Source organism: Stenotrophomonas sp. SMYL86 (genome assembly GCF_036320025.1).
Taxonomy (GTDB): Bacteria; Pseudomonadota; Gammaproteobacteria; order Xanthomonadales; family Xanthomonadaceae; genus Stenotrophomonas; species Stenotrophomonas maltophilia_A.
In genome coordinates this window covers 123825-141409 of record NZ_JAWIRU010000012.1, presented here as the reverse complement: position 1 = coordinate 141409, position 17585 = coordinate 123825, and the positions used below count along the sequence as shown (strand labels likewise).

Here is a 17585-nt window from a genome sequence, read left to right as displayed (position 1 = left end):
CACCTTTGCAGGTGGCGATTCATCATGCGCACGCGAAATCCCCGCCTGCCAGTCGTTTGTTTCGATGGCATCGGGCGATCTGAAAGGAAAAATGAATTATCGCGTTTGGCTTGTGCTGCGCACTTGCATGGCAAAAGCGACAGATCGCGCAGCGCAGGAACGTGCGGGCGCATACCCCATCGCAGCGCGGCCACCTGCGCACAGGGCGAAACGACGCGTAAAGCCAACTTAACCGTCCGCGCAGTTCATCCACCGGATCATCATAGGCGGCCAATGGCATCGGTGCTGCACGCCGGTACAAAGTGGCCCCGGCGTTGCGACGGCACTAAGCTACTCGGCCTGTGCCAACCCCATGGAAGCCCCCATGTCCCACCTCCTGGCCAAGGCGGCCGAACAACAGGATCTCGACCGCATCGACGCACTGCTGGATGCCGGCGCGGACATCGAGTGGCGGCACAAAGGCACCGGACGCACGCCGTTGTTGTCGGCGGTGATCGCCGGAAAGGCTGACGCGGTGGCGCGGCTGCTGGACCGCGGTGCCAACATCGAGCATGCCTGTGCGGCCGTGGGCTTTACCGCACTGGGATGGGCGGCCGAGCGCGACGACGCAGACATCGGACGCCTGCTGATCGCGCGCGGCGCCTCGCTGGACGTGGCCTCGCCGGAACTGCATCGCACACCGCTGATGGTGGCGGCGCAGGGCGGTCATCTGCCGATGGTCGAGCTGCTGCTGGCTGGCGGTGCTGATGTCGCACGCGTGGATTTCGAAGGACGCAATGCGCTGTCGCTGGCCGAAGCGCGCGGGCATGCGGCTGTGGTGCAGTGCCTGCAGGCAGCGGGCGCACAGATGCCACCGGTGTTGGAGGAGGCGTCGCCGCTTGCGTGGCCTGAACCGGCCGCAGAAGGGGAACCGGCAGCCGTGGTGCGTGGCTATATGCTGGCCTGCCATGCGTGGGAAACGCGTGGTTACCGTGATGCCAAGGCCGGTGGAGACCTGCTCGGTAGTCCAGCATTCCAACAGGAGCGCGCGAACATCCTTGCGGCCTGGTGTACCGACCGGAAGCGGGTGTATTCCACGGCCATGTCGGTGGGCAATCCGCCGGTGCACGTGCCGGAGGATCTGCTGGCCGCCGTCGGTCAGCCGACGGCCTCCAAGGCCGAAGTGCTGGTACGTGACCATGCACAGAAATCCCGCGCTCTACGTTACGAACGGCTGTTCGTGCTCAAGCGCGTGGCAGGGCAATGGCGGATCGACGTGCTGAAGAAGCGCCTGTTCCGCACCGAAGCGTGGTCGTCGGCGATTCTCTGAGCGCGACCCGCCGCGCGTCAGCCACACGTCTTCCGCAGCAATACCCACGTCAGCATCAGGGCGAACGTTCCGACCAAGGTCAGCCCGAACCACAGCGCGGCCACTTTTACGTTGCCGATCAACGCCGACAGCATACGGTGCAGTTCGCTCTTCAGGATTGGATATTCAGCGTGTGCCTTGCGCAGACGCTGCCAACCCAACCCGAGGAATACCAGGGTCGAGAACGGCACCAGCAGGAGCGCCATCTGGATCAACCAACCGTTCGGCGTCGCATCAACCGTGCTGTTCAACAGAACCGCAAAAAGGGCGATGGGCAGTGCCACGATGAAAAAGCGCGGCCAGGCGGTATTGATGAAGGGCGACATCGCAATCTTCCATGAGGGGCGGCTGGGTCCGCGCGGCATCATGCCATGCCAATGTCCTGCTGCACCGCCGCGAGTGGTGTCACACAGCTCTGGCTAGACTGTGCTTCTTTTTCCCCACCGCAGGAGGCACCCATGGCCCATCCCATTTCCGTATCCCTGATTGGCGTTCCCACCGATGTCGGTGCGGGCCATCGCGGTGCACGGCTGGGGCCGGAAGCGCTGCGCGTGGCGGGCCTGCCGGAGGCGCTGGAGGCGCGCGGCGTGGACGTGCGCGACCTGGGCAACCTGGATGGCCCGCGCAACCCGTGGACCGCGCCGGTGGAAGGCTACCGCCACCTGGATGAAGTGGTGGCGTGGAACCACGCGCTGATGGAAGCCAGCTATGCCGAACTGCAGGCCGGCCGCATGCCGATCATGCTCGGTGGCGACCATTGCCTGGGCATTGGTTCGATCACCGCCGTGGCGCGCTGGTGCCGCGAGCAAGGCAAGACCCTGCGCGTGCTGTGGCTGGATGCCCATTCGGATTTCAACACCAGCGACGTGACCCCGTCGGGCAACATCCACGGCATGCCGGTGGCCTGCCTGTGCGGCCTCGGCCCGGATGCGTTGACCCGCCTCGGCGGCACCGTGCCGGCGATCACCCCGGCGCAGATGCACCAGATCGGCATCCGTTCGGTGGACCCGGACGAGAAGCGCCTGATCAAGACCCACAAGGTGGATGTCTATGACATGCGCTACATCGACGAGAACGGCATGAAGCGCGCGGTGGAAGCCGCACTGGCCGGCATCGACGAGAACACCCACCTGCATGTCAGCTTCGATGTGGACTTCCTGGACCCGAGCATCGCGCCGGGCGTGGGCACCACTGTGCCGGGCGGGGTGAACTACCGCGAGGCGCAGCTGGTGATGGAGATGATCGCCGACACCGGGCGCATGGGTTCGCTGGACATCGTCGAGCTCAACCCCTTGCTGGACAAGCAGAATGCCACCGCCGAACTGGCCGTGGACCTGGTCGAAAGCCTGTTCGGCAAGTCCACCCTGATGCGTGACTGACGGCGCCGCCTGAACGGATCTGTGATCCGTTCACGCCCGCTCCACGCCACTGCCGCCAGATTGCACTTCACGCGGCGGTGGTGGGCATTGGCCTTCTCCCGCCGAGCGAAACAATCCCATCCGCGAATGAAGCGGTGTAGCGGCAAACCCAAGGAGAAGCCCATGAAGCGCGTAGTTGCCCTGATGCTGTTGTCGATGTTCTCGGTGGCCCTGCTGGCCGGCTGCAACACCATTGCCGGTGCCGGCAAGGACGTGCAGAAGGCGGGCGAGAAGGTAGAGGACACCGCGAAGGGCCGTTGAGCCCTGCACGGAACGGAAAGAGAAAAGGCCGGGGATTTCCCCGGCCTTTTTTTGCGCGTGCTTTTCGCTGCGTGCTGTCGAAGCGGAGTGAACCATTCAAGCAGGTGAGCATCTATTTCATTGCCGGTTGACCGGTATTCAACAGCTGCTGCGCGAAGCTGGAGCCACGGTAAGAACGCCGTTGCAACCAAGGACTCCCAGCAATGAACAAAGACATCATTTCCGGCAAGTGGTCGCAGCTGAAGGGCAAGGCCCAGGCCAAGTGGGGCGATCTGACCAACGACGACTTCGATGTGGCCGAAGGCAATGCCGAGTATCTGGCCGGTCGCCTGCAGGAACGTTATGGCTGGGCCAAGGACCGCGCGGAGAAGGAAGTGCGTGAGTTCCAGGACGCCGTGAGCAAGGACTACCCGGACTACAAGTAAGCACTTCGGTTTCCCCCACAGCACAACGCCCGCACCGAGAGGTTGCGGGCGTTGTGTTGTCTGGGCGGGACGATCAGCGCGCCGGCGGGTCCGGCACGTAGCGGTTGGGGAAGGCCTGTGGTTCGCGCGGCTGGCGCGACGGCGAATCCACCAGGATGCCGCGTGCGCGCAGGTTGCGGGCGCTGTCGTAACGCAGCTGCAGTACCTGTGCGGGGCTGCGGCTGGCGCGTTCGAAGTCGGTATCGCGCACCGAAGACTGCTCGCGTGCACCGTGGCCGGTGCCCAGCGCTGGCGCCTGCGACTTGCTGGCATAGCCCTCGATGCGGCTGCTGCTGGCGCTGGCATCGGCCGACGCTTCCGCCGCCGGGGCTGGCAGCGGCAGGCCACGGCGCAGGATCGGATCCGGACGCCAGCGGCGCGCTTCCTCGAACACCGCTACGCCCACCACGCCGATGTTGTCCGGGCGGCCGGTGCGGCTGGCATAACTGCCGCTGGGGCTGCTGAACACGAACTGCGCCACTTCGTCCTGGCTCTTGCGCCAGCCGGTGATGTCGGCGCGCTGGCCGGGATTGAGCACGTAGCCGGTCTGCGAAGGATCGGCATCTTCGCCGGAGATGGCGTTGACGCCGTCTACCGACAGCACCACCAGCACCCGGCGCGGGCTGTCGTTGTACAGGCGCACGGCATAGCGGTGGCCGCGCTCGCCGGCCACCCAGCGCTGGCCTTCGGCCGGGTAGCTGCGCAGTTCGGTACCGCGGTCGCGGTCGACCAGGGCCATGCGCACGGGGCCGCCCTCGTACACCGGCGGCGGCACGGGAGCCGGGCGGAAGCCGGCCAGGGGCAGGATCAGCAGCAGGGGCAGCAGGCGTTTCATCGGGCGTCTCCAGCGGGGTTGCGTGAATGAACGCGCCGCAGGCCCTGACGGGGTTGGTGGCGTGCAAGGTAAACTGGCCCCGTTCATCGAAGGTTACCCCACGCAGTCATGACGACCCGAGTCCTTACCGGCATCACCCCCTCCGGCACGCCCCACCTGGGCAACTACGTTGGCGCCATCCGTCCGGCCATCGCGGCCAGCCGTGCGCCGGGGATCGAGAGCTTCTTCTTCCTGGCCGACCTGCACAGCCTGATCAAGTCGCAGGACCCGCAGCGCACCCAGCGCGCGACCCTGGAGATCGCGGCCAGCTGGCTGGCCTGCGGCCTGGACCCGGAACACGTGTGGTTCTACCGCCAGAGCGACATCCGCGAGACCACCGAGCTGATGTGGTTCCTGACCGCCATCGCCAGCAAGGGCATCCTCAACCGCGCGCACGCCTACAAGGCGGCGGTGGACAAGAACCGCGAGGAAGGTGTGGACGAGGACGCAGGCGTCAGCGCCGGCCTGTTCATGTACCCGGTGCTGATGGCCGCCGACATCCTGATCTTCAAGGCCAACCAGGTGCCGGTGGGCCGCGACCAGATCCAGCACATCGAGATGGCGCGCGACTTCGCCCAGCGCTTCAACCATGTGTACGGCAAGGAGTACTTCCCGCTGCCGGACGTGGTGATCGACGAGCAGGTGGCGACGCTGGCGGGCCTGGATGGCCGCAAGATGAGCAAGAGCTACCACAACACCATTCCGCTGTTCGTGCCGCGCGAGGAGCTGAAGAAGCTGGTGTTCTCGATCCTGACCGACTCGCGCGCACCCGGCGAGCCGAAGGACACCGAGGGCTCGGCGCTGTTCCAGATGTACCAGGCGTTCGCCACCCCGGAACAGACCGCGGAATTCGCCAAGGCGTTCGCTGCCGGCATCAGCTGGGGCGATGCCAAGCAGCAGCTGTTCGAGCGCATCGACAGCGAGCTCTCGCCGCTGCGCGAGCGCTACAACGCGCTGATGGCCGAGCCGGAGAAGATCGAGGCGCTGCTCAAGCGCCGTGGCCAGCAGCTGCGCGAGCAGCTGGCGGCACCGCTGCTGGACGAGCTGCGCCATGCGGTCGGCCTGCGTGATCTGTCCAGCGCGGGCGATATCGCCAGCGAGGATGCCGGCGTGGCCCGCGTGGCACCGCCGCTGTTCAAGCAGTACCGCGAAAAGGATGGCCGCTTCTACTTCAAGCTGACCGCTGGTGACGGCACGCTGCTGATCCAGAGCGAAGGCTTCGATTCGCCGCGCGATGCGGGCCAGTTGATTGCCGTGATCAAGCAGGCCGAGCAGGGCGACCAGTTGCAGAGCGAGCTGTTCAAGCTGGAAGCGGAAGTGGATGTAGTGCTGGCCGCACTGGCGGCGCTGCGAGCCGAATGATCGGTAGGTGCCGACCTTGGTCGGCGCCGTTGAAGGGCGGATGCCGGCCAGCGGCCGGCACTACCCGTGAACGAAGGTCATGGCATGATGTCCGCGCGCCTCCGGCGCGATGACATGGAGTCTGCGATGGCCTGGTTGTCGCTGCTGCTGTTCCTGCCCTGGTTCCTGCTGCTGGGCAGCCTGTACTGGCTGTTCCCGCGCCAGCCGCGCACCGCGCGGCGGCGCCTGTTCGATACCACCACCCTGGTGCTCGCATTCGCGCTGAGCATCGTGTCGATGCTGTGGGGCTACCGCATCGGCGTGGTGCAGCCGGGCGCCGGCCCGATCTGGCCGCAGGTGCTGGCGGTGCTGTATGCCTACGGCGCGTTCCTGGCGGTGCTGGTGCTGGCGTTGCTGCTGCGCCCGCGGTACGCATTGCGCTCCGGCTGATCGGTAGTGCCGGCCGCTGGCCGGCACATGCATTCTCCTGGCTATCCCGAGGTTGCCGGCCAGCGGCCGGCACTACCCGACCAAAGCCGCATCGAACCCGGGCCGCCTGCGCGCCTACCATGGGGGTCTGTTCCCGATCCTGCCAGGTGCGTGCCGATGACCGCCGACCCCAGCATCCACACCATCGATACCGGTTTCCAGCGCCCGGATTTCGACGCGGCTTACCTGATCGTTGAGAACGGCCGCGCTGCGTTCGTCGACTGCGGCACCGGCCTGTCGGTGCCGGCGATGCTGCAGGCGCTGGCGGATGCCGGCCTGGGCGTGGAGGCGGTGGACTGGCTGCTGCTCACCCACGTGCATCTGGATCATGCAGGCGGTGCAGGCCTGCTGATGCAGCAGTTGCCGAATGCGAAGGCGGTGCTGCATCCGCGCGGTGCGCCGCACATGATCGATCCGACCCGCCTGATTGCGGGTGCCACGGCGGTGTATGGCGCCGAAGAGATCGCGCGAAGCTATGGCCGCATCGAGGCGATTCCGGAGCACCGCGTGGTGGCGGCCGAAGACGGCCACCGCATCGATCTGGCCGGCCGCGAGCTGGTGCTGCTGCACACGCCGGGCCATGCGCTGCACCACTACTGCGTGTGGGATGCGCGCAGCCGCAGCTGGTTCACCGGCGATACGTTCGGCATCTCCTACCGCGAGCTGGACAGTGCGCAGGGCGCTTTCATCTTCCCCACCTCATCGCCGGTGCAGTTCGATCCGGAGGCGATGAAGGCCTCGATCCGGCGCATGCTCGATTACGCGCCGCAAGCGATGTACCTGACCCACTACGGTCGTGTGGAACAGGTGGAGAAACTGGCCGACGACCTGTTCGAGCAGATCGATGCGATGGCCGCCATCGGCCGCCAGTGCGATGGCCGACCGGACCGCCACCGCTGCCTGCTGGCCGCACTGCAGGCGCTGTACCTGGAACGTGCACAGCTGCATGGCTGTGCGCTGGACGATGCCGCGGTGACCGCTGTTCTGGCGATGGACATCGAACTCAACGCGCAGGGCCTGGCGTGCTGGCTGGACCGCATCAGCAGGTAGATCCACGCCATGCGTGGATGACGTGGGCCCAGGCTGCGCCGTGATGTCACGACCACGTTACACTCTGGTGACTTCCAAGCTAGCCGTGGTACTGCCGTGAATCCGATGCGCGTGTTGCTGCTGTCGTCCTGCCTGTTTGTCGGTGGCCTGGCCCATGCGGCCAACGACCTGCCGGGTGGCGGTATCGATCCGCAGGCACTATCGCGCCACGTGCATGTGCTGGCGTCGGATGAATTCGAGGGCCGCGCGCCGGCCACCGAGGGCGAAGAACGCACGGTGCAGTACCTGATCGAGCAGTTCCGCAGCTACGGCCTGCAGCCGGGTGGCGTGGATGGCAGCTGGGTACAGCCGGTGCCGCTGGTGCGCGCACAGCTGGATGGCGCGGCCAAGGCCAGCCTGTCGCTGAAGCAGGGCAAGCGCGCGCTGGCCAACGGCGTGGACGTGACCCTGCAGAGCCTGCAGCCGCGCAAGCGCGTGCAGATCAAGGATGCGCCGCTGGTGTTCGTCGGCTACGGCATCGACGCGCCGGAACGCCAGTGGAACGACTACAAGGACGTGGACCTGCACGGCAAGATCGCCGTCGTGCTGATCAACGACGCCGATTTCGAAGCCGATGCGCCGGGCGCGTTCGACGGCAAGGCGGTGACCTACTACGGCCGCTGGACCTACAAGTTCGAGGAAGCCGCGCGCCGTGGCGCCGAGGGCGTGTTGATCGTGCACGAGACCGCACCGGCCGCCTATGGCTGGGCCACGGTGAAGAGCTCGGGCACTTCGCCGCTGTTCGACATCGAGCGCGGCCAGGCCGAGGCGATGGCCCAGCACACCCCGCTGCGTGGCTGGATGCAGCGCGAACTGGCCGAGGCGATCTTCGCCGACGCCGGCCTCGACTTCGATGCCGAGAAGCGCAAGGCGATGCGCGCCGACTTCCGTCCGGTGGCGCTGGACAACGCGAAGCTGAGCGTTGATTTCGCGCTCAAGCGCGAGCAGGTGGTGACCCGCAACGTGGTGGCCAAGCTGCCCGGTGGCGAGCATGCCGACGAGGCGGTGATCTTCTCGGCGCACTGGGATGCCTTTGGTATCGGCCAGGCCGACGCCAAGGGTGACCGCATCCGCCGCGGTGCGATCGACAACGCCACCGGTGTGGCCACCGTGCTGGAACTGGGCCGGGTGTTCGCCGCCGGCCCGCAGCCGCAGCGCACGCTGTACTTCGTGGCCCTGACCGCCGAAGAGAAGGGCCTGCTGGGTGCCAGCTACTACGCCGCACACCCGCTGGCGCCGTTGGACAAGACCGCTGCAGTACTGAACATCGAAATGTTCAGCCCGGATGGCGCGACCCGTGACATCGCCTCGTGGGGCAAGGGCCGGGTCTCGCTGGAGGGTGACCTGGAGCGCGTGGCCAAGGCCCGCGGCCGCAGCTACAGCCCGGACCCGAACCTGGAAGCCGGCTTCTTCTACCGTGCCGACCACTTCGCCTTCGCCCGCCTGGGCGTGCCGGCGATCACCATCGGCCCGGGCCTGGACAAGCTGGACGGCGGCGTTGAAGCCGGCCGCGCGCTGCGCGAGAAGTACTTCGCCGACTGCTATCACCAGGCGTGCGATGCCTGGACCCCGAGCTGGGACCCGAGCGGCCACGCCGCCGACACCCTGCTGGTCTACGACCTGGGCGCCGAGCTGGCCAACAGCCGCCGCTGGCCGACGTGGGAAAAGGAATCGGAGTTCCGCGGCGCGCGCGACAAGAGCGAAGCGGCCCGCCGTTGAGGTAGTGCCGGCCGCTGGCCGGCAACTCCCTGCTCTTTCCGGAGGTTCATGAGGTTGCCGGCCAGCGGCCGGCACTACCGAAAGAATGTGGAGTTGCCGGCCAGCGGCCGGCACTACCGAAAGAGGTGGCGTTGCCGGCCAGCGGCCGGCACGCCCGGGTATTCGTCAGCGCCGGCGCAGCAGCTTCCACGCACCCCAGCCACTGGCGGCGAGCGCTGCCAGATAGCACGCCACCATCGTGCGCAGTCCAACCGGCGACCCGGAATTGATGCCGCGGTGCAGGCGCAGCTGCAGCGAGCTGTGGCCGCTGCCCAGGTCCACCGCCAGCTGCAGCGCCAGCGCGGCGCAGAACACCAGCAGGGCGATCCCGAATCCGATGCGCGGCCACGCGGCCTGTGCGTTGGGGCGGCGCAGCAGCCAGGCCAATGCCGTGGCTGCGGCCAGCGTCGCCGCGATCCACATCAATGGCGTGGCGGGAGACGCAGCGGCCACCGGCATTGCACCGGTGGCCGCGATCAGGGCAACGCGCTTACTTGCGGGTGCCGTCGAGCCAGTTCGGGCCCTTGTTGGTGAGGAAGAACACATAGACCACCAACGATACCGCGATCGTCGCGGTCACGTAGATGGCGAACCAGTCGACGTGGCCGGTCTTCAGCGCGCCCTGGTACAGCAGCGGGGCGGTGCCGCCGAACAGCGAGTTGGCCAGCGCGTAACCCAGGCCCACGCCCAGTGCGCGCACATGGGTGGGGAACAGCTCGGCCTTCACCACCGCGTTGATGGAGGTGTAACCGGTGAGGATGACGAACGCCATGGCCAGGGTCAGGAAGGCCAGGGTGGCGTCATGCTGGTGCGGCAGCTGGGTGATCAGGTACCAGCTGTACAGCACGCCGCCGACGCCGAAGAACACCAGCAGGGTCTTGCGGCCGATGATGTCCGACAGCCAGCCACCGACCGGCTGCAGCACCATCAGGAACGCCAGCACGCCCAGGTTGATCAGGGTGCCGGTCATCGGGTCGTTGCCGGCGAAGGCGCTCTGGATCATCTTCGGGCCGTTCACCGAATAGGTGTAGAAGGCCACGGTGCCGCCGGCGGTGATCAGGAAGCACAGCAGCAGCGGCCGCCACTGGTGCACGAACAGTTCGTACATCGAGCCGGACTTCTGCGCCTTGCCCTCGCGTGCGGCCTCGATGGACGACTCCGACAGCGACTCGTCCATGCCACGGCGCAGCCAGAACACCACCACTGCGGCGATGCCGCCGATGCCGAACGCAATGCGCCAGCCCCACTCGGAGATTTCCGGCTTGCCCCAGAAGGTCAGCATCAGCAGCAGGGTCAGCTGGGCCAGCACATGGCCGCCGACCAGGGTGACGTAGTGGAAGGAGGACAGGAAGCCGCGGCGGCCGGGAATGGCGGCCTCGGACATGTAGGTCGCGCTGGCACCATATTCGCCACCGGTGGCGAAGCCCTGCAGCAGGCGCGCGAACAGCAGGATCACCGCGGCCCAGATGCCGATGCTGGCGGCGGTGGGGGTGATGGCGATCAGGAACGAACACAGCGCCATCAGCGTGACCGACACGGTCAGCGCCAGGCGGCGGCCATGGCGGTCGGCGAAGCGGCCGAAGAACCAGGCACCGATCGGGCGCATCAGGAAGGTCGCCGCGAAGATCGCCCACACGTACATCGTGGAGTTCTTGTCGTCGGGCGAGAAGAACTGCGATTCGAAGTACACGGCGAACACCGAGTACACGTAGACGTCGTACCACTCCACCAGGTTGCCGGCGGAGCCTTTGAGGGTGTTGGAGATCGACCGCCGCAGGGCGGCGCGGTCGTTCGCGGGGACAGCAGGTTGGGACGTGGTGCTCATCTGGGTGGGAATCCTCGATGCGGCGCGTCCGTGCGCAGGGAAAACGGCGCCCGGCCTTGGGGCGGCGCGGCCGGGCAGCCCTCTTGGTACTGCATCGACCGTCAACACGGGGTAGCAGACCAGAGCAGGGTGCATGGATGGATGACAGCGTGCCACCGTATGGGGTCCCGGACCATACTCAAAACGTCCTAGAATCCGCCTTCCCCCGGCTCCCTGGTGTGTCATGTCGGCTCCCCCCTCTTCGTCTGCGGCTGCCCCCCGGGGTGGCCTTGTCGCGCTGGCACTGCTGCTGGTCTACGTGGTCTGGGGCTCGACCTACCTGGGCATCGCCAAGGCCCTGCACGGCGGCGCACTGCCGCTGACGATGGTCTCCGGCAGCCGGTTCATCATTGCCGGTGGCCTGATGTTCCTGGCCTTGCGCCTGTTCTGGAAGATGCCGAACCCGACCCTGCGGCAGTGGCGCAACCTGGTCATCATGGGCGTGACCATGCTGGTGCTGGGCAACGGCATGGTGGTGCTGGCCGAGCGTGAGGTGTCCTCGGGCCTGGCCGCCACCGCAGTGGCCTCGGTGCCGCTGTGGATGGCGCTGTTCTCGGCGCTGCGCGGCCAGCACGCCAGCCGTGGCGAGTGGCTGGGCATCGCCATCGGTTTCCTGGGCGTGGTCTGGCTCAACGCCGGCAGCAGCCTGACGGCCTCGCCGACCGGGCTGGTGCTGCTGCTGATCGCGCCGATCGGCTGGGCCTTCGGTTCGGTGTGGGCGCGTGGGCTGGACCTGCCGGGCCCGTTCATGACCGCTGCCGGGCAGATGGTCTGCGGTGGCGTGCTGCTGGTGCTGATCGGCCTGGCGGTAGGCGAGCGCCCGACCACGCTGCCCGATACCGGTGGCCTGCTGGCGATGGCCTACCTGTGCGTGTTCGGCTCCATCGTCGCGTTCACCGCCTACGTGTGGCTGCTGCAGAACGTGCGCCCCGCGCTGGCGGGCAGCTACGCGTACGTCAATCCGGTGATCGCGGTGCTGCTGGGCGCACTGCTCAACGGTGAGCGGTTCGGCTGGCGCGACCTGTTGGCGATGGTGGTGATTCTTCTGGGTGTGGTGGTGCTGACGATGGCAAGGACAAGAAAGAAATGAGCATGGATGAGAAAGAACAACGCCGGGGCCTGCTGGTAACCGCTTCCACCTTCGTGATCTGGGGACTGGTGCCGGTGTACTGGCACTTGCTCAACGAGGTGCCCTCGTTCCAGATCATCGCCCACCGCATCATCTGGAGCACCGTGCTGGTGCTGGGCTGGCTGCTGCTCAGCTCGCGCCTGGGCTGGTGGCAGAAGATCGCCGCACAGCCGCGCGCGCTGCCGATCCTGCTGGTGTCGAGCCTGACCATCGCCTTCAACTGGGGCCTGTACATCTGGGCGGTCAACGCCGGCCATGTCATCGAGACCAGCCTGGGCTACTTCATCAACCCGCTGGTGAACGTGCTGCTGGGCGTGCTGGTGCTGAAGGAACGCCTGCGCCGCCTGCAGTGGGTGGCGGTGGCGATGGCGGCGGTGGGCGTGGCCTGGCTGACCATCGACGCCGGCACACCGCCGTGGATCGCGCTGGGCCTGGCCTGTTCGTTCGGCCTGTATGGCCTGCTGCGCAAGCTGGTTTCAGTCGACCCGGTGGCCGGCCTGGGCGTGGAAAGCATGTACCTGTTCCTGCCGGCGCTGGCCTTCGCGATCTGGGCCGAGAATGGCCACGGCGGCGCGTTCTTCCATGGCTGGGGCTGGCGCAACGACCTGCTGCTGATCTTCGGCGGCGCAGTCACCGCAGTGCCGCTGATCGGCTTCGCCTACGGTGTGAAACGCATTCCGCTGTCGCTGGTCGGCATCCTGCAGTACATCGCGCCGAGCCTGCAGCTGCTGCTGGGTGTGTTCTTCTTCCACGAAGCGTTCGACACCGCCAAGGCGATCGGCTTTGCCGCGATCTGGGCCGGCCTGGTGCTGTTCGTCGGCGACAACATCCGCACGATGCGCGCCAAGCGCTAGCGCCGCGCCCGCTCGGCTGACACGTGTGCACAAAAAAGAGCGGCGCCCCGAGGGGCGCCGCTCTGCTTCCATCCACAGCCAGGAGAGAGATGGCTGTGGCGGGAACGCGGTTGCAGGCTTAGAAGCGCTGCTGATACTTCATGTACATGAAGCGGCCGATGTCGAAGCCACCGTAGTAGGTGAAGCTGCTGTTCGGCTGGCTGTACATGATCGGACCCTGGTGGTTGAACACGTTGTTCACGCCCAGCGACACGGTGCCATCCCACGGCAGGCTGTAGCGCACCTGCAGGTCGTGGAAGGTGTTGGAGCCCACCTTGTTGGTCGGCGATGCACTGGTGTACGACGAACTGAAGCCCGGCAGGTTGCACTCGTCCATGTACGAGCACTTCTCCTTCATGCTGGAGTAGTAGCGCGCGGTCCAGCCGATGCCGAGGTCGCCGTACTGCCAATCCAGGTTGAAGGTCGAGCGGACGCGGAAGTCGCCGCCCCAGCTGGTGCGCTGCTCCACCGGCGTGGTCGCGGCGTTGTCGTTGCGCTGCTTCAGGTAGTCGGTGTAGGTGGTGTTCCAGTTGACGGCGAACTGGCCGAACGTGGTTTCCGGCAGACGGTAACGCACGTTGATGTCATAGCCGGCGGTTTCGCGGAAACCGGCATTGACCAGCGAGCGGTCCAGGCTGTTGACCTGGCCGTTGCTGCCACGGGTGAAGCGGCCACAGGCGGCGTCCGAACCCTGCACATAGCACTGCTCGAGAATGCTGTTGGCGGTCTCGGAGACGATGGCGTTGTTGATGCGGATCTTCCACCAGTCGAGGCTGACATCCAGGCCGGCCACGAAGTCCGGGCTGTACACCAGGCCCACGGTCCAGGTCTTGGCGGTTTCCGGCTTCAGCGCTGCGTTGGAACCCGAGTTGAAGTCGACGGTCGACTGCTGGCCCGGCTTGGTGGCAACGGTGCCATCGCTGTTGAGCTGGCGGAAGTTGGCCGGCACCTTCAGCGCCTGGCAACGGGCAGCAACGGTCGGGCTGGTGGCCGCGGTACCGAACGAGGTATCGCACGGATCGGTGAACGAATCGCGGGTACTGACGGTGCCACCGTACAGGTCATCCACGGTGGGCGCACGGAAGCCGGTGCCGTAGGTGGCGCGTACCAGCAGGCTGTCGATCGGCTTCCACTTCAGGCCGAACTTGCTGTTGGTGGTCGAGCCGAAGTTGTTGTAATCCGAGTAGCGACCGGCCACGTCCAGCGACAGTTCGCGCGCGAACGGCAGATCGGCCAGCAGTGGCACCTGCAGCTCCAGGTAGACCTCGTTGAGCGAGTAGTCGCCACGCGTCGGCTGGCCGGTGGTGCCGGTAATCTCGCCCTTCTGCACCCGCATGTCCGGGGTGTAGCTGGCCTCTTCGCTGCGGTGCTCGAAGCCCATCGCGCCCATGATGTCGCCGGCCGGCAGGGTGAACAGCGAACCGGAGATGTTGGCGCTGGCCACCTTGGTGGTGCTCTTCATCTTGTCGACGAAGCGGGCGAACAGGTAGTCCTGTACGTCCTGGTTGCTCAGCGAGCCAGGGCCGGTATAACCCATCGGCGCAGCCGGGTTCCACGGCACGCAGCCGGCGATCACCGCACCCGGTGCGCCGCAGCGGGCCACGTTGCCATCCATGAAGGACGGGCCGACGGCCTGGTTGACGTGCGGCTGGTACATGCTGCCGGTACCGATGCGCTCGCCTTCATTGCGGTTGTACATGTAGCTGACGTTCCAGTCCCAGTACCGCGAACCGGTTTCGAAGCTGCCTTCCAGGCCGATGCTGGCGCGCTTGGTCTCCAGATTGTTCTCGGTGCCGCGCGGCAGCTCCTCGGAGCGGTGCGCGAACAGCACATCCTGGCCCCACAGGTTGAACGTGCTGTCCTTGGACAGGGCGGCACGGCTGCCGTTGCGCGCCTGGGCGGCGCTGACCGAGTACGGGTAGCCGGCCAGCTGCTTGGTCGATTCGCGCTTGCTGTACAGCGCGTCGGCGACGATGCGCAGGTCGTCGGTGATCGAGAAGCCGCCGTTGGCGAACACCGAGGTGCGCTCCAGGCCGGTCAGCAGGCTCATGTTGGTCTTGCTGTTGGCACCATCGGCCGGATCCGGCGCGTGGAAGTTGCCCTTCTGGCTCGGATCGCCGCCCGGGCCCACGGTCAGGTTCTTGCCACCGACGGTGACGTAGCCCCACGGGGTGTTGCCGTTCAGGTTGTCGGTCGGGTGGCGCGGGCCGTTGGGATAGCGGCTGAACTCGCGATCCTTGCCCAGCACTTCGTCTTCCTTGGTGCGCTCAGCACCCACGGTGAACCAGCCGCGGTCGAAGGTCTTGCCGAAGGTGGCGCTGTAGGAGCGCTTCTGGCCGTCACCCTGGCCGTACTGGCCGACATAGACGCTGGCTTGGCCACCGTCGAAGTTCTTGCGGGTAATGATGTTGACCACGCCGGCGATGGCGTCCGAGCCGTACAGCGCGGACGCGCCATCGGTCAGCACTTCCACGCGCTCGACGATGGCCGACGGAATCGAGGCCAGGTCGGAGTAGCCGCCGGCGCTGACGCCCATGCGGCGGCCGTCGATCAGCACCAGGCTGCGTTCCGGGCCGAGGTTGCGCAGGCTGACGTACATGCCGCCGAAGTCGCGCGAGGAGGTCAGCGAAGACGCGCGGCCCATGCTCGGCGAACCTGCGGCGGGAATGTCCTGCAGGATGTCGGCGACGTTGACGTAGCCCTTCTTCTCGATCTCGGCGCGGTTGAGCGCGATCACCGGCTGTGCGGTCTCGACACTGGCCTGACGGATGCGCGAGCCTGTGATTTCGATGCGGTCGAGAGTGGTGGTGGCGTCGCCGGTGCTCTGTGCGAAGGCGGGGGTGGTGCAGCTGGCGGCCAGCGCGATGACGATCGCGTTGCGCAGCGGAGTGGTTTTCAGGGACATCCGTGAAATCTCGTGTTTCAGGAAAAACATGCGCCCGTTCTATGGGCGCGTGGGGTGCTGCAAACCAACGTGGGGGGCGCGATTCTAGAATGTTTCCATTCGTAACTGTTTATCGCTGTGCTGCAGATGTGCGCGAAAATGAATCGCAACCAACAATCCACAGATGTGATGTGCGCAACGTCACGTGCGTTGCGTTGGCGATGGGCAGAGGCATCGATAGCGGCGGATTTCCCGCAATCTGTAGCAGTGCGTGTGTGCAGGCATCCATCCACGCATGGCGTGGATCTACTGGACGTACTGGTTCATCACCCGGCCTGGATGCATCGCCCTCGGTAGATCCACGCCATTCGCGGATGACGCGCAAGAAAAAGGGACGGAGCGTTCGCTCCGTCCCCTGCGCAATGCGCGTTGTATCGCTGCGTGATGCTCAGGTTTCGCGCAACGCCGTGGTGATGGGCAACCGCGCCGCGCGCAGCGCCGGGAACAGGCCGCCGACCAGGCCGATGCCCAGCGCCCATTTCAGGCCGGTCCACAGCAGTTCCGGCGACACATGGAACTTGAACACCACTGCGCTGAAGTTGCTGCCGATGGTGGACACGCTGTAGCCATTGAACAGCAGCCATGCCACCGCACACCCCAGCAGGCCGCCGAGCAGTGCCAGCAGCATCGTCTCCAGCATCACCGCCGTCACCACCGGCAGGCCGCGGAAGCCGATCGCGCGCATGGTGGCGATCTCGCGCGCACGCGTGGCGACCGCCGCGTACATGGTGTTGAGCGCGCCGAACACCGCACCGACCGCCATGATGGTGCCGATCACCTTGCCGAGGATGTCGATCAGCTTGGTCAGCCCACCGCCCTGCTTGCTGTAGTAGACGCGGGTGGTTTCCACGTCCAGTTTCAGGCGCGGGTCGGCGGCGACGGCGGCCTTGAACTGCTCGAAGCCGGCCTTGCCATCGGTGCGCACGCTGATCGACTGCCACGCACTGCGCTGGTAGGTGGTGGCCAGCGTATCGGCGTCGGTCCACAGTTCCGAATCATGCGCGTCGCCGGTGGCGAACACACCCACCACGGTCCAGGTCTGGTTGCCCAGGGTCAGCGTCTTGCCAACGTCCAGATCGCGGAACTGGCCCTTGGCGCCCTGGCCGACCACGATCTCGCGCAGGCCGGTGGCGAACGTGCGGCCTTCGACGATCTTGACCTTGTCATGCACCGCCCACGCCTGCGGGCCGACGCCGCGGAACTGCGCGTTGACGTCGGTGCCGTCGGACTTCGATACCAGGTTGACCACCTGCGACAGCTCCGGCGACAGCAGCGGCCGGCCTTCGGCATCGCGAGTGATGCCGGGCAGAGTGGACAGCGTCGGCACCTGTTCGCGGGTGATGACCGAGTTGGTTTCGGCCTGCGAGCCGCCGCGCAGCACGATGGCAGTGGTGTCATCGCCGGTGTTGTTGAGCGTGGCCTGGAAGCCTTCGCCCATCGCCAGCATCGCCACCAGCACGCCGACCACGCCAGCGATGCCGACCACGATCACCGAGGACGCGCCCCAGCGCTGCGGCAGGCTGGCCACGCCGATGCGGGTGGCGGCCAATGCCAGTCGCCCACCGCGGGTCAGCAGCAGCCACAGTGCCACCAGCACGGCCACGGCCAGCACGCCGATCCACGGCAGGCTGATCCACAGCACCAGGCCGATCACCAGCAGCAGCACCGTCACGCCGTTGCCCAGCCACTTCTTGAGTTTGCTCTTGAACATGT

At 66.5% G+C, this 17585-nt stretch carries 16 protein-coding genes; 10 read left to right on the top strand and 6 right to left on the bottom strand.

The genetic code is table 11. From position 1 onward, the window contains the following. The first annotated feature begins 364 nt into the window (after nucleotides 1–364). A complete protein-coding gene (locus V3B64_RS14340) occupies nucleotides 365–1309 on the top strand; it encodes an ankyrin repeat domain-containing protein (protein WP_329914315.1) in 945 nt (314 codons plus the stop codon). 17 nt (nucleotides 1310–1326) lie between these two features. Here V3B64_RS14340 and V3B64_RS14335 read toward each other — a convergent pair whose 3' ends face one another. Further along, on the bottom strand, nucleotides 1327–1674 hold the full coding sequence (locus tag V3B64_RS14335) for a hypothetical protein (RefSeq protein ID WP_121505134.1): 348 nt from the start codon (nucleotides 1672–1674) through the stop codon (nucleotides 1327–1329). A gap of 132 nt (nucleotides 1675–1806) precedes the next feature. Here V3B64_RS14335 and rocF point away from each other — a divergent pair, with 132 nt between their 5' ends. The 3 genes from rocF (at nucleotide 1807) to V3B64_RS14320 (ending at nucleotide 3452) form a co-directional block, all read left to right on the top strand. Then, nucleotides 1807–2727: an arginase gene (gene rocF / locus V3B64_RS14330; protein WP_049462319.1), complete on the top strand. Its 921-nt coding sequence runs from the start codon at nucleotides 1807–1809 to the stop codon at nucleotides 2725–2727. A 162-nt stretch (nucleotides 2728–2889) separates the two neighbouring features. Continuing rightward, a complete protein-coding gene (locus tag V3B64_RS14325; protein WP_008266021.1) occupies nucleotides 2890–3027 on the top strand; it encodes an entericidin A/B family lipoprotein in 138 nt (45 codons plus the stop codon). Nucleotides 3028–3230: 203 nt separating this feature from the next. After that, the gene (locus V3B64_RS14320; RefSeq protein WP_004153772.1) at nucleotides 3231–3452 is read left to right on the top strand and encodes a CsbD family protein; all 222 of its coding nucleotides are present in this window, start codon (nucleotides 3231–3233) and stop codon (nucleotides 3450–3452) included. A gap of 73 nt (nucleotides 3453–3525) precedes the next feature. Here the strand turns inward: V3B64_RS14320 and V3B64_RS14315 are convergent, their stop codons facing one another. Next, a complete protein-coding gene (locus V3B64_RS14315; protein WP_121505135.1) occupies nucleotides 3526–4326 on the bottom strand; it encodes a hypothetical protein in 801 nt (266 codons plus the stop codon). Between the two features lie 108 nt (nucleotides 4327–4434). Between V3B64_RS14315 and V3B64_RS14310 the strand changes: the two genes are divergently transcribed. The 4 genes from V3B64_RS14310 to V3B64_RS14295 all read left to right on the top strand — a co-directional run bounded on the left by V3B64_RS14310 (nucleotide 4435) and on the right by V3B64_RS14295 (nucleotide 9003). After that, the gene (locus V3B64_RS14310) at nucleotides 4435–5727 is read left to right on the top strand and encodes a tryptophan--tRNA ligase (protein ID WP_121505136.1); all 1293 of its coding nucleotides are present in this window, start codon (nucleotides 4435–4437) and stop codon (nucleotides 5725–5727) included. Nucleotides 5728–5853: 126 nt separating this feature from the next. Further along, complete coding sequence (locus V3B64_RS14305) at nucleotides 5854–6156, top strand: hypothetical protein (protein ID WP_329914318.1); 303 nt, start codon at nucleotides 5854–5856, stop codon at nucleotides 6154–6156. Between the two features lie 156 nt (nucleotides 6157–6312). Further along, on the top strand, nucleotides 6313–7245 hold the full coding sequence (locus tag V3B64_RS14300) for an MBL fold metallo-hydrolase (protein ID WP_071229395.1): 933 nt from the start codon (nucleotides 6313–6315) through the stop codon (nucleotides 7243–7245). A 105-nt stretch (nucleotides 7246–7350) separates the two neighbouring features. Beyond that, nucleotides 7351–9003 carry a M28 family metallopeptidase gene (locus V3B64_RS14295; protein WP_164080610.1) on the top strand — a complete coding sequence of 551 codons (1653 nt, stop codon included), beginning with the start codon at nucleotides 7351–7353 and terminating at the stop codon, nucleotides 9001–9003. Between the two features lie 165 nt (nucleotides 9004–9168). Here V3B64_RS14295 and V3B64_RS14290 read toward each other — a convergent pair whose 3' ends face one another. Together V3B64_RS14290 and V3B64_RS14285 are read right to left on the bottom strand one after the other, a co-directional pair. Beyond that, nucleotides 9169–9465 (bottom strand): hypothetical protein, encoded by a 297-nt coding sequence (locus tag V3B64_RS14290; protein WP_285301520.1) that lies wholly within the window; start codon nucleotides 9463–9465, stop codon nucleotides 9169–9171. A gap of 67 nt (nucleotides 9466–9532) precedes the next feature. After that, complete coding sequence (locus V3B64_RS14285) at nucleotides 9533–10867, bottom strand: MFS transporter (protein WP_010486964.1); 1335 nt, start codon at nucleotides 10865–10867, stop codon at nucleotides 9533–9535. Nucleotides 10868–11090: 223 nt separating this feature from the next. Between V3B64_RS14285 and yedA the strand changes: the two genes are divergently transcribed. Together yedA and rarD are read left to right on the top strand one after the other, a co-directional pair. Continuing rightward, the gene (yedA, locus tag V3B64_RS14280; protein ID WP_329914314.1) at nucleotides 11091–11996 is read left to right on the top strand and encodes a drug/metabolite exporter YedA; all 906 of its coding nucleotides are present in this window, start codon (nucleotides 11091–11093) and stop codon (nucleotides 11994–11996) included. After that, on the top strand, nucleotides 11993–12889 hold the full coding sequence (gene rarD, locus V3B64_RS14275; protein WP_279912842.1) for an EamA family transporter RarD: 897 nt from the start codon (nucleotides 11993–11995) through the stop codon (nucleotides 12887–12889). Before yedA ends, rarD begins: the two co-directional genes overlap by 4 nt. Nucleotides 12890–13007: 118 nt before the next feature. Here the strand turns inward: rarD and V3B64_RS14270 are convergent, their stop codons facing one another. Next, complete coding sequence (locus V3B64_RS14270; protein WP_329914313.1) at nucleotides 13008–15833, bottom strand: TonB-dependent receptor; 2826 nt, start codon at nucleotides 15831–15833, stop codon at nucleotides 13008–13010. 427 nt (nucleotides 15834–16260) lie between these two features. Further along, nucleotides 16261–17583 (bottom strand): ABC transporter permease, encoded by a 1323-nt coding sequence (locus tag V3B64_RS14265; RefSeq protein ID WP_032128171.1) that lies wholly within the window; start codon nucleotides 17581–17583, stop codon nucleotides 16261–16263. Between the last annotated feature and the right edge of the window lie 2 nt (nucleotides 17584–17585).

Coding starts and splice junctions, on each gene's coding strand:
- V3B64_RS14295 (WP_164080610.1), top strand. CDS start 7,351: ATGCGCGTGTTGCTGCTGTCGTCCTGCCTGTTTGTCGGTGGCCTGGCC.
- V3B64_RS14315 (WP_121505135.1), bottom strand. CDS start 4,326: ATGAAACGCCTGCTGCCCCTGCTGCTGATCCTGCCCCTGGCCGGCTTC.
- V3B64_RS14300 (WP_071229395.1), top strand. CDS start 6,313: ATGACCGCCGACCCCAGCATCCACACCATCGATACCGGTTTCCAGCGC.
- V3B64_RS14305 (WP_329914318.1), top strand. CDS start 5,854: ATGGCCTGGTTGTCGCTGCTGCTGTTCCTGCCCTGGTTCCTGCTGCTG.
- yedA (WP_329914314.1), top strand. CDS start 11,091: ATGTCGGCTCCCCCCTCTTCGTCTGCGGCTGCCCCCCGGGGTGGCCTT.
- V3B64_RS14325 (WP_008266021.1), top strand. CDS start 2,890: ATGAAGCGCGTAGTTGCCCTGATGCTGTTGTCGATGTTCTCGGTGGCC.
- V3B64_RS14320 (WP_004153772.1), top strand. CDS start 3,231: ATGAACAAAGACATCATTTCCGGCAAGTGGTCGCAGCTGAAGGGCAAG.
- V3B64_RS14340 (WP_329914315.1), top strand. CDS start 365: ATGTCCCACCTCCTGGCCAAGGCGGCCGAACAACAGGATCTCGACCGC.
- V3B64_RS14285 (WP_010486964.1), bottom strand. CDS start 10,867: ATGAGCACCACGTCCCAACCTGCTGTCCCCGCGAACGACCGCGCCGCC.
- V3B64_RS14310 (WP_121505136.1), top strand. CDS start 4,435: ATGACGACCCGAGTCCTTACCGGCATCACCCCCTCCGGCACGCCCCAC.
- V3B64_RS14265 (WP_032128171.1), bottom strand. CDS start 17,583: ATGTTCAAGAGCAAACTCAAGAAGTGGCTGGGCAACGGCGTGACGGTG.
- rocF (WP_049462319.1), top strand. CDS start 1,807: ATGGCCCATCCCATTTCCGTATCCCTGATTGGCGTTCCCACCGATGTC.
- V3B64_RS14335 (WP_121505134.1), bottom strand. CDS start 1,674: ATGTCGCCCTTCATCAATACCGCCTGGCCGCGCTTTTTCATCGTGGCA.
- rarD (WP_279912842.1), top strand. CDS start 11,993: ATGAGCATGGATGAGAAAGAACAACGCCGGGGCCTGCTGGTAACCGCT.
- V3B64_RS14270 (WP_329914313.1), bottom strand. CDS start 15,833: ATGTCCCTGAAAACCACTCCGCTGCGCAACGCGATCGTCATCGCGCTG.
- V3B64_RS14290 (WP_285301520.1), bottom strand. CDS start 9,465: ATGTGGATCGCGGCGACGCTGGCCGCAGCCACGGCATTGGCCTGGCTG.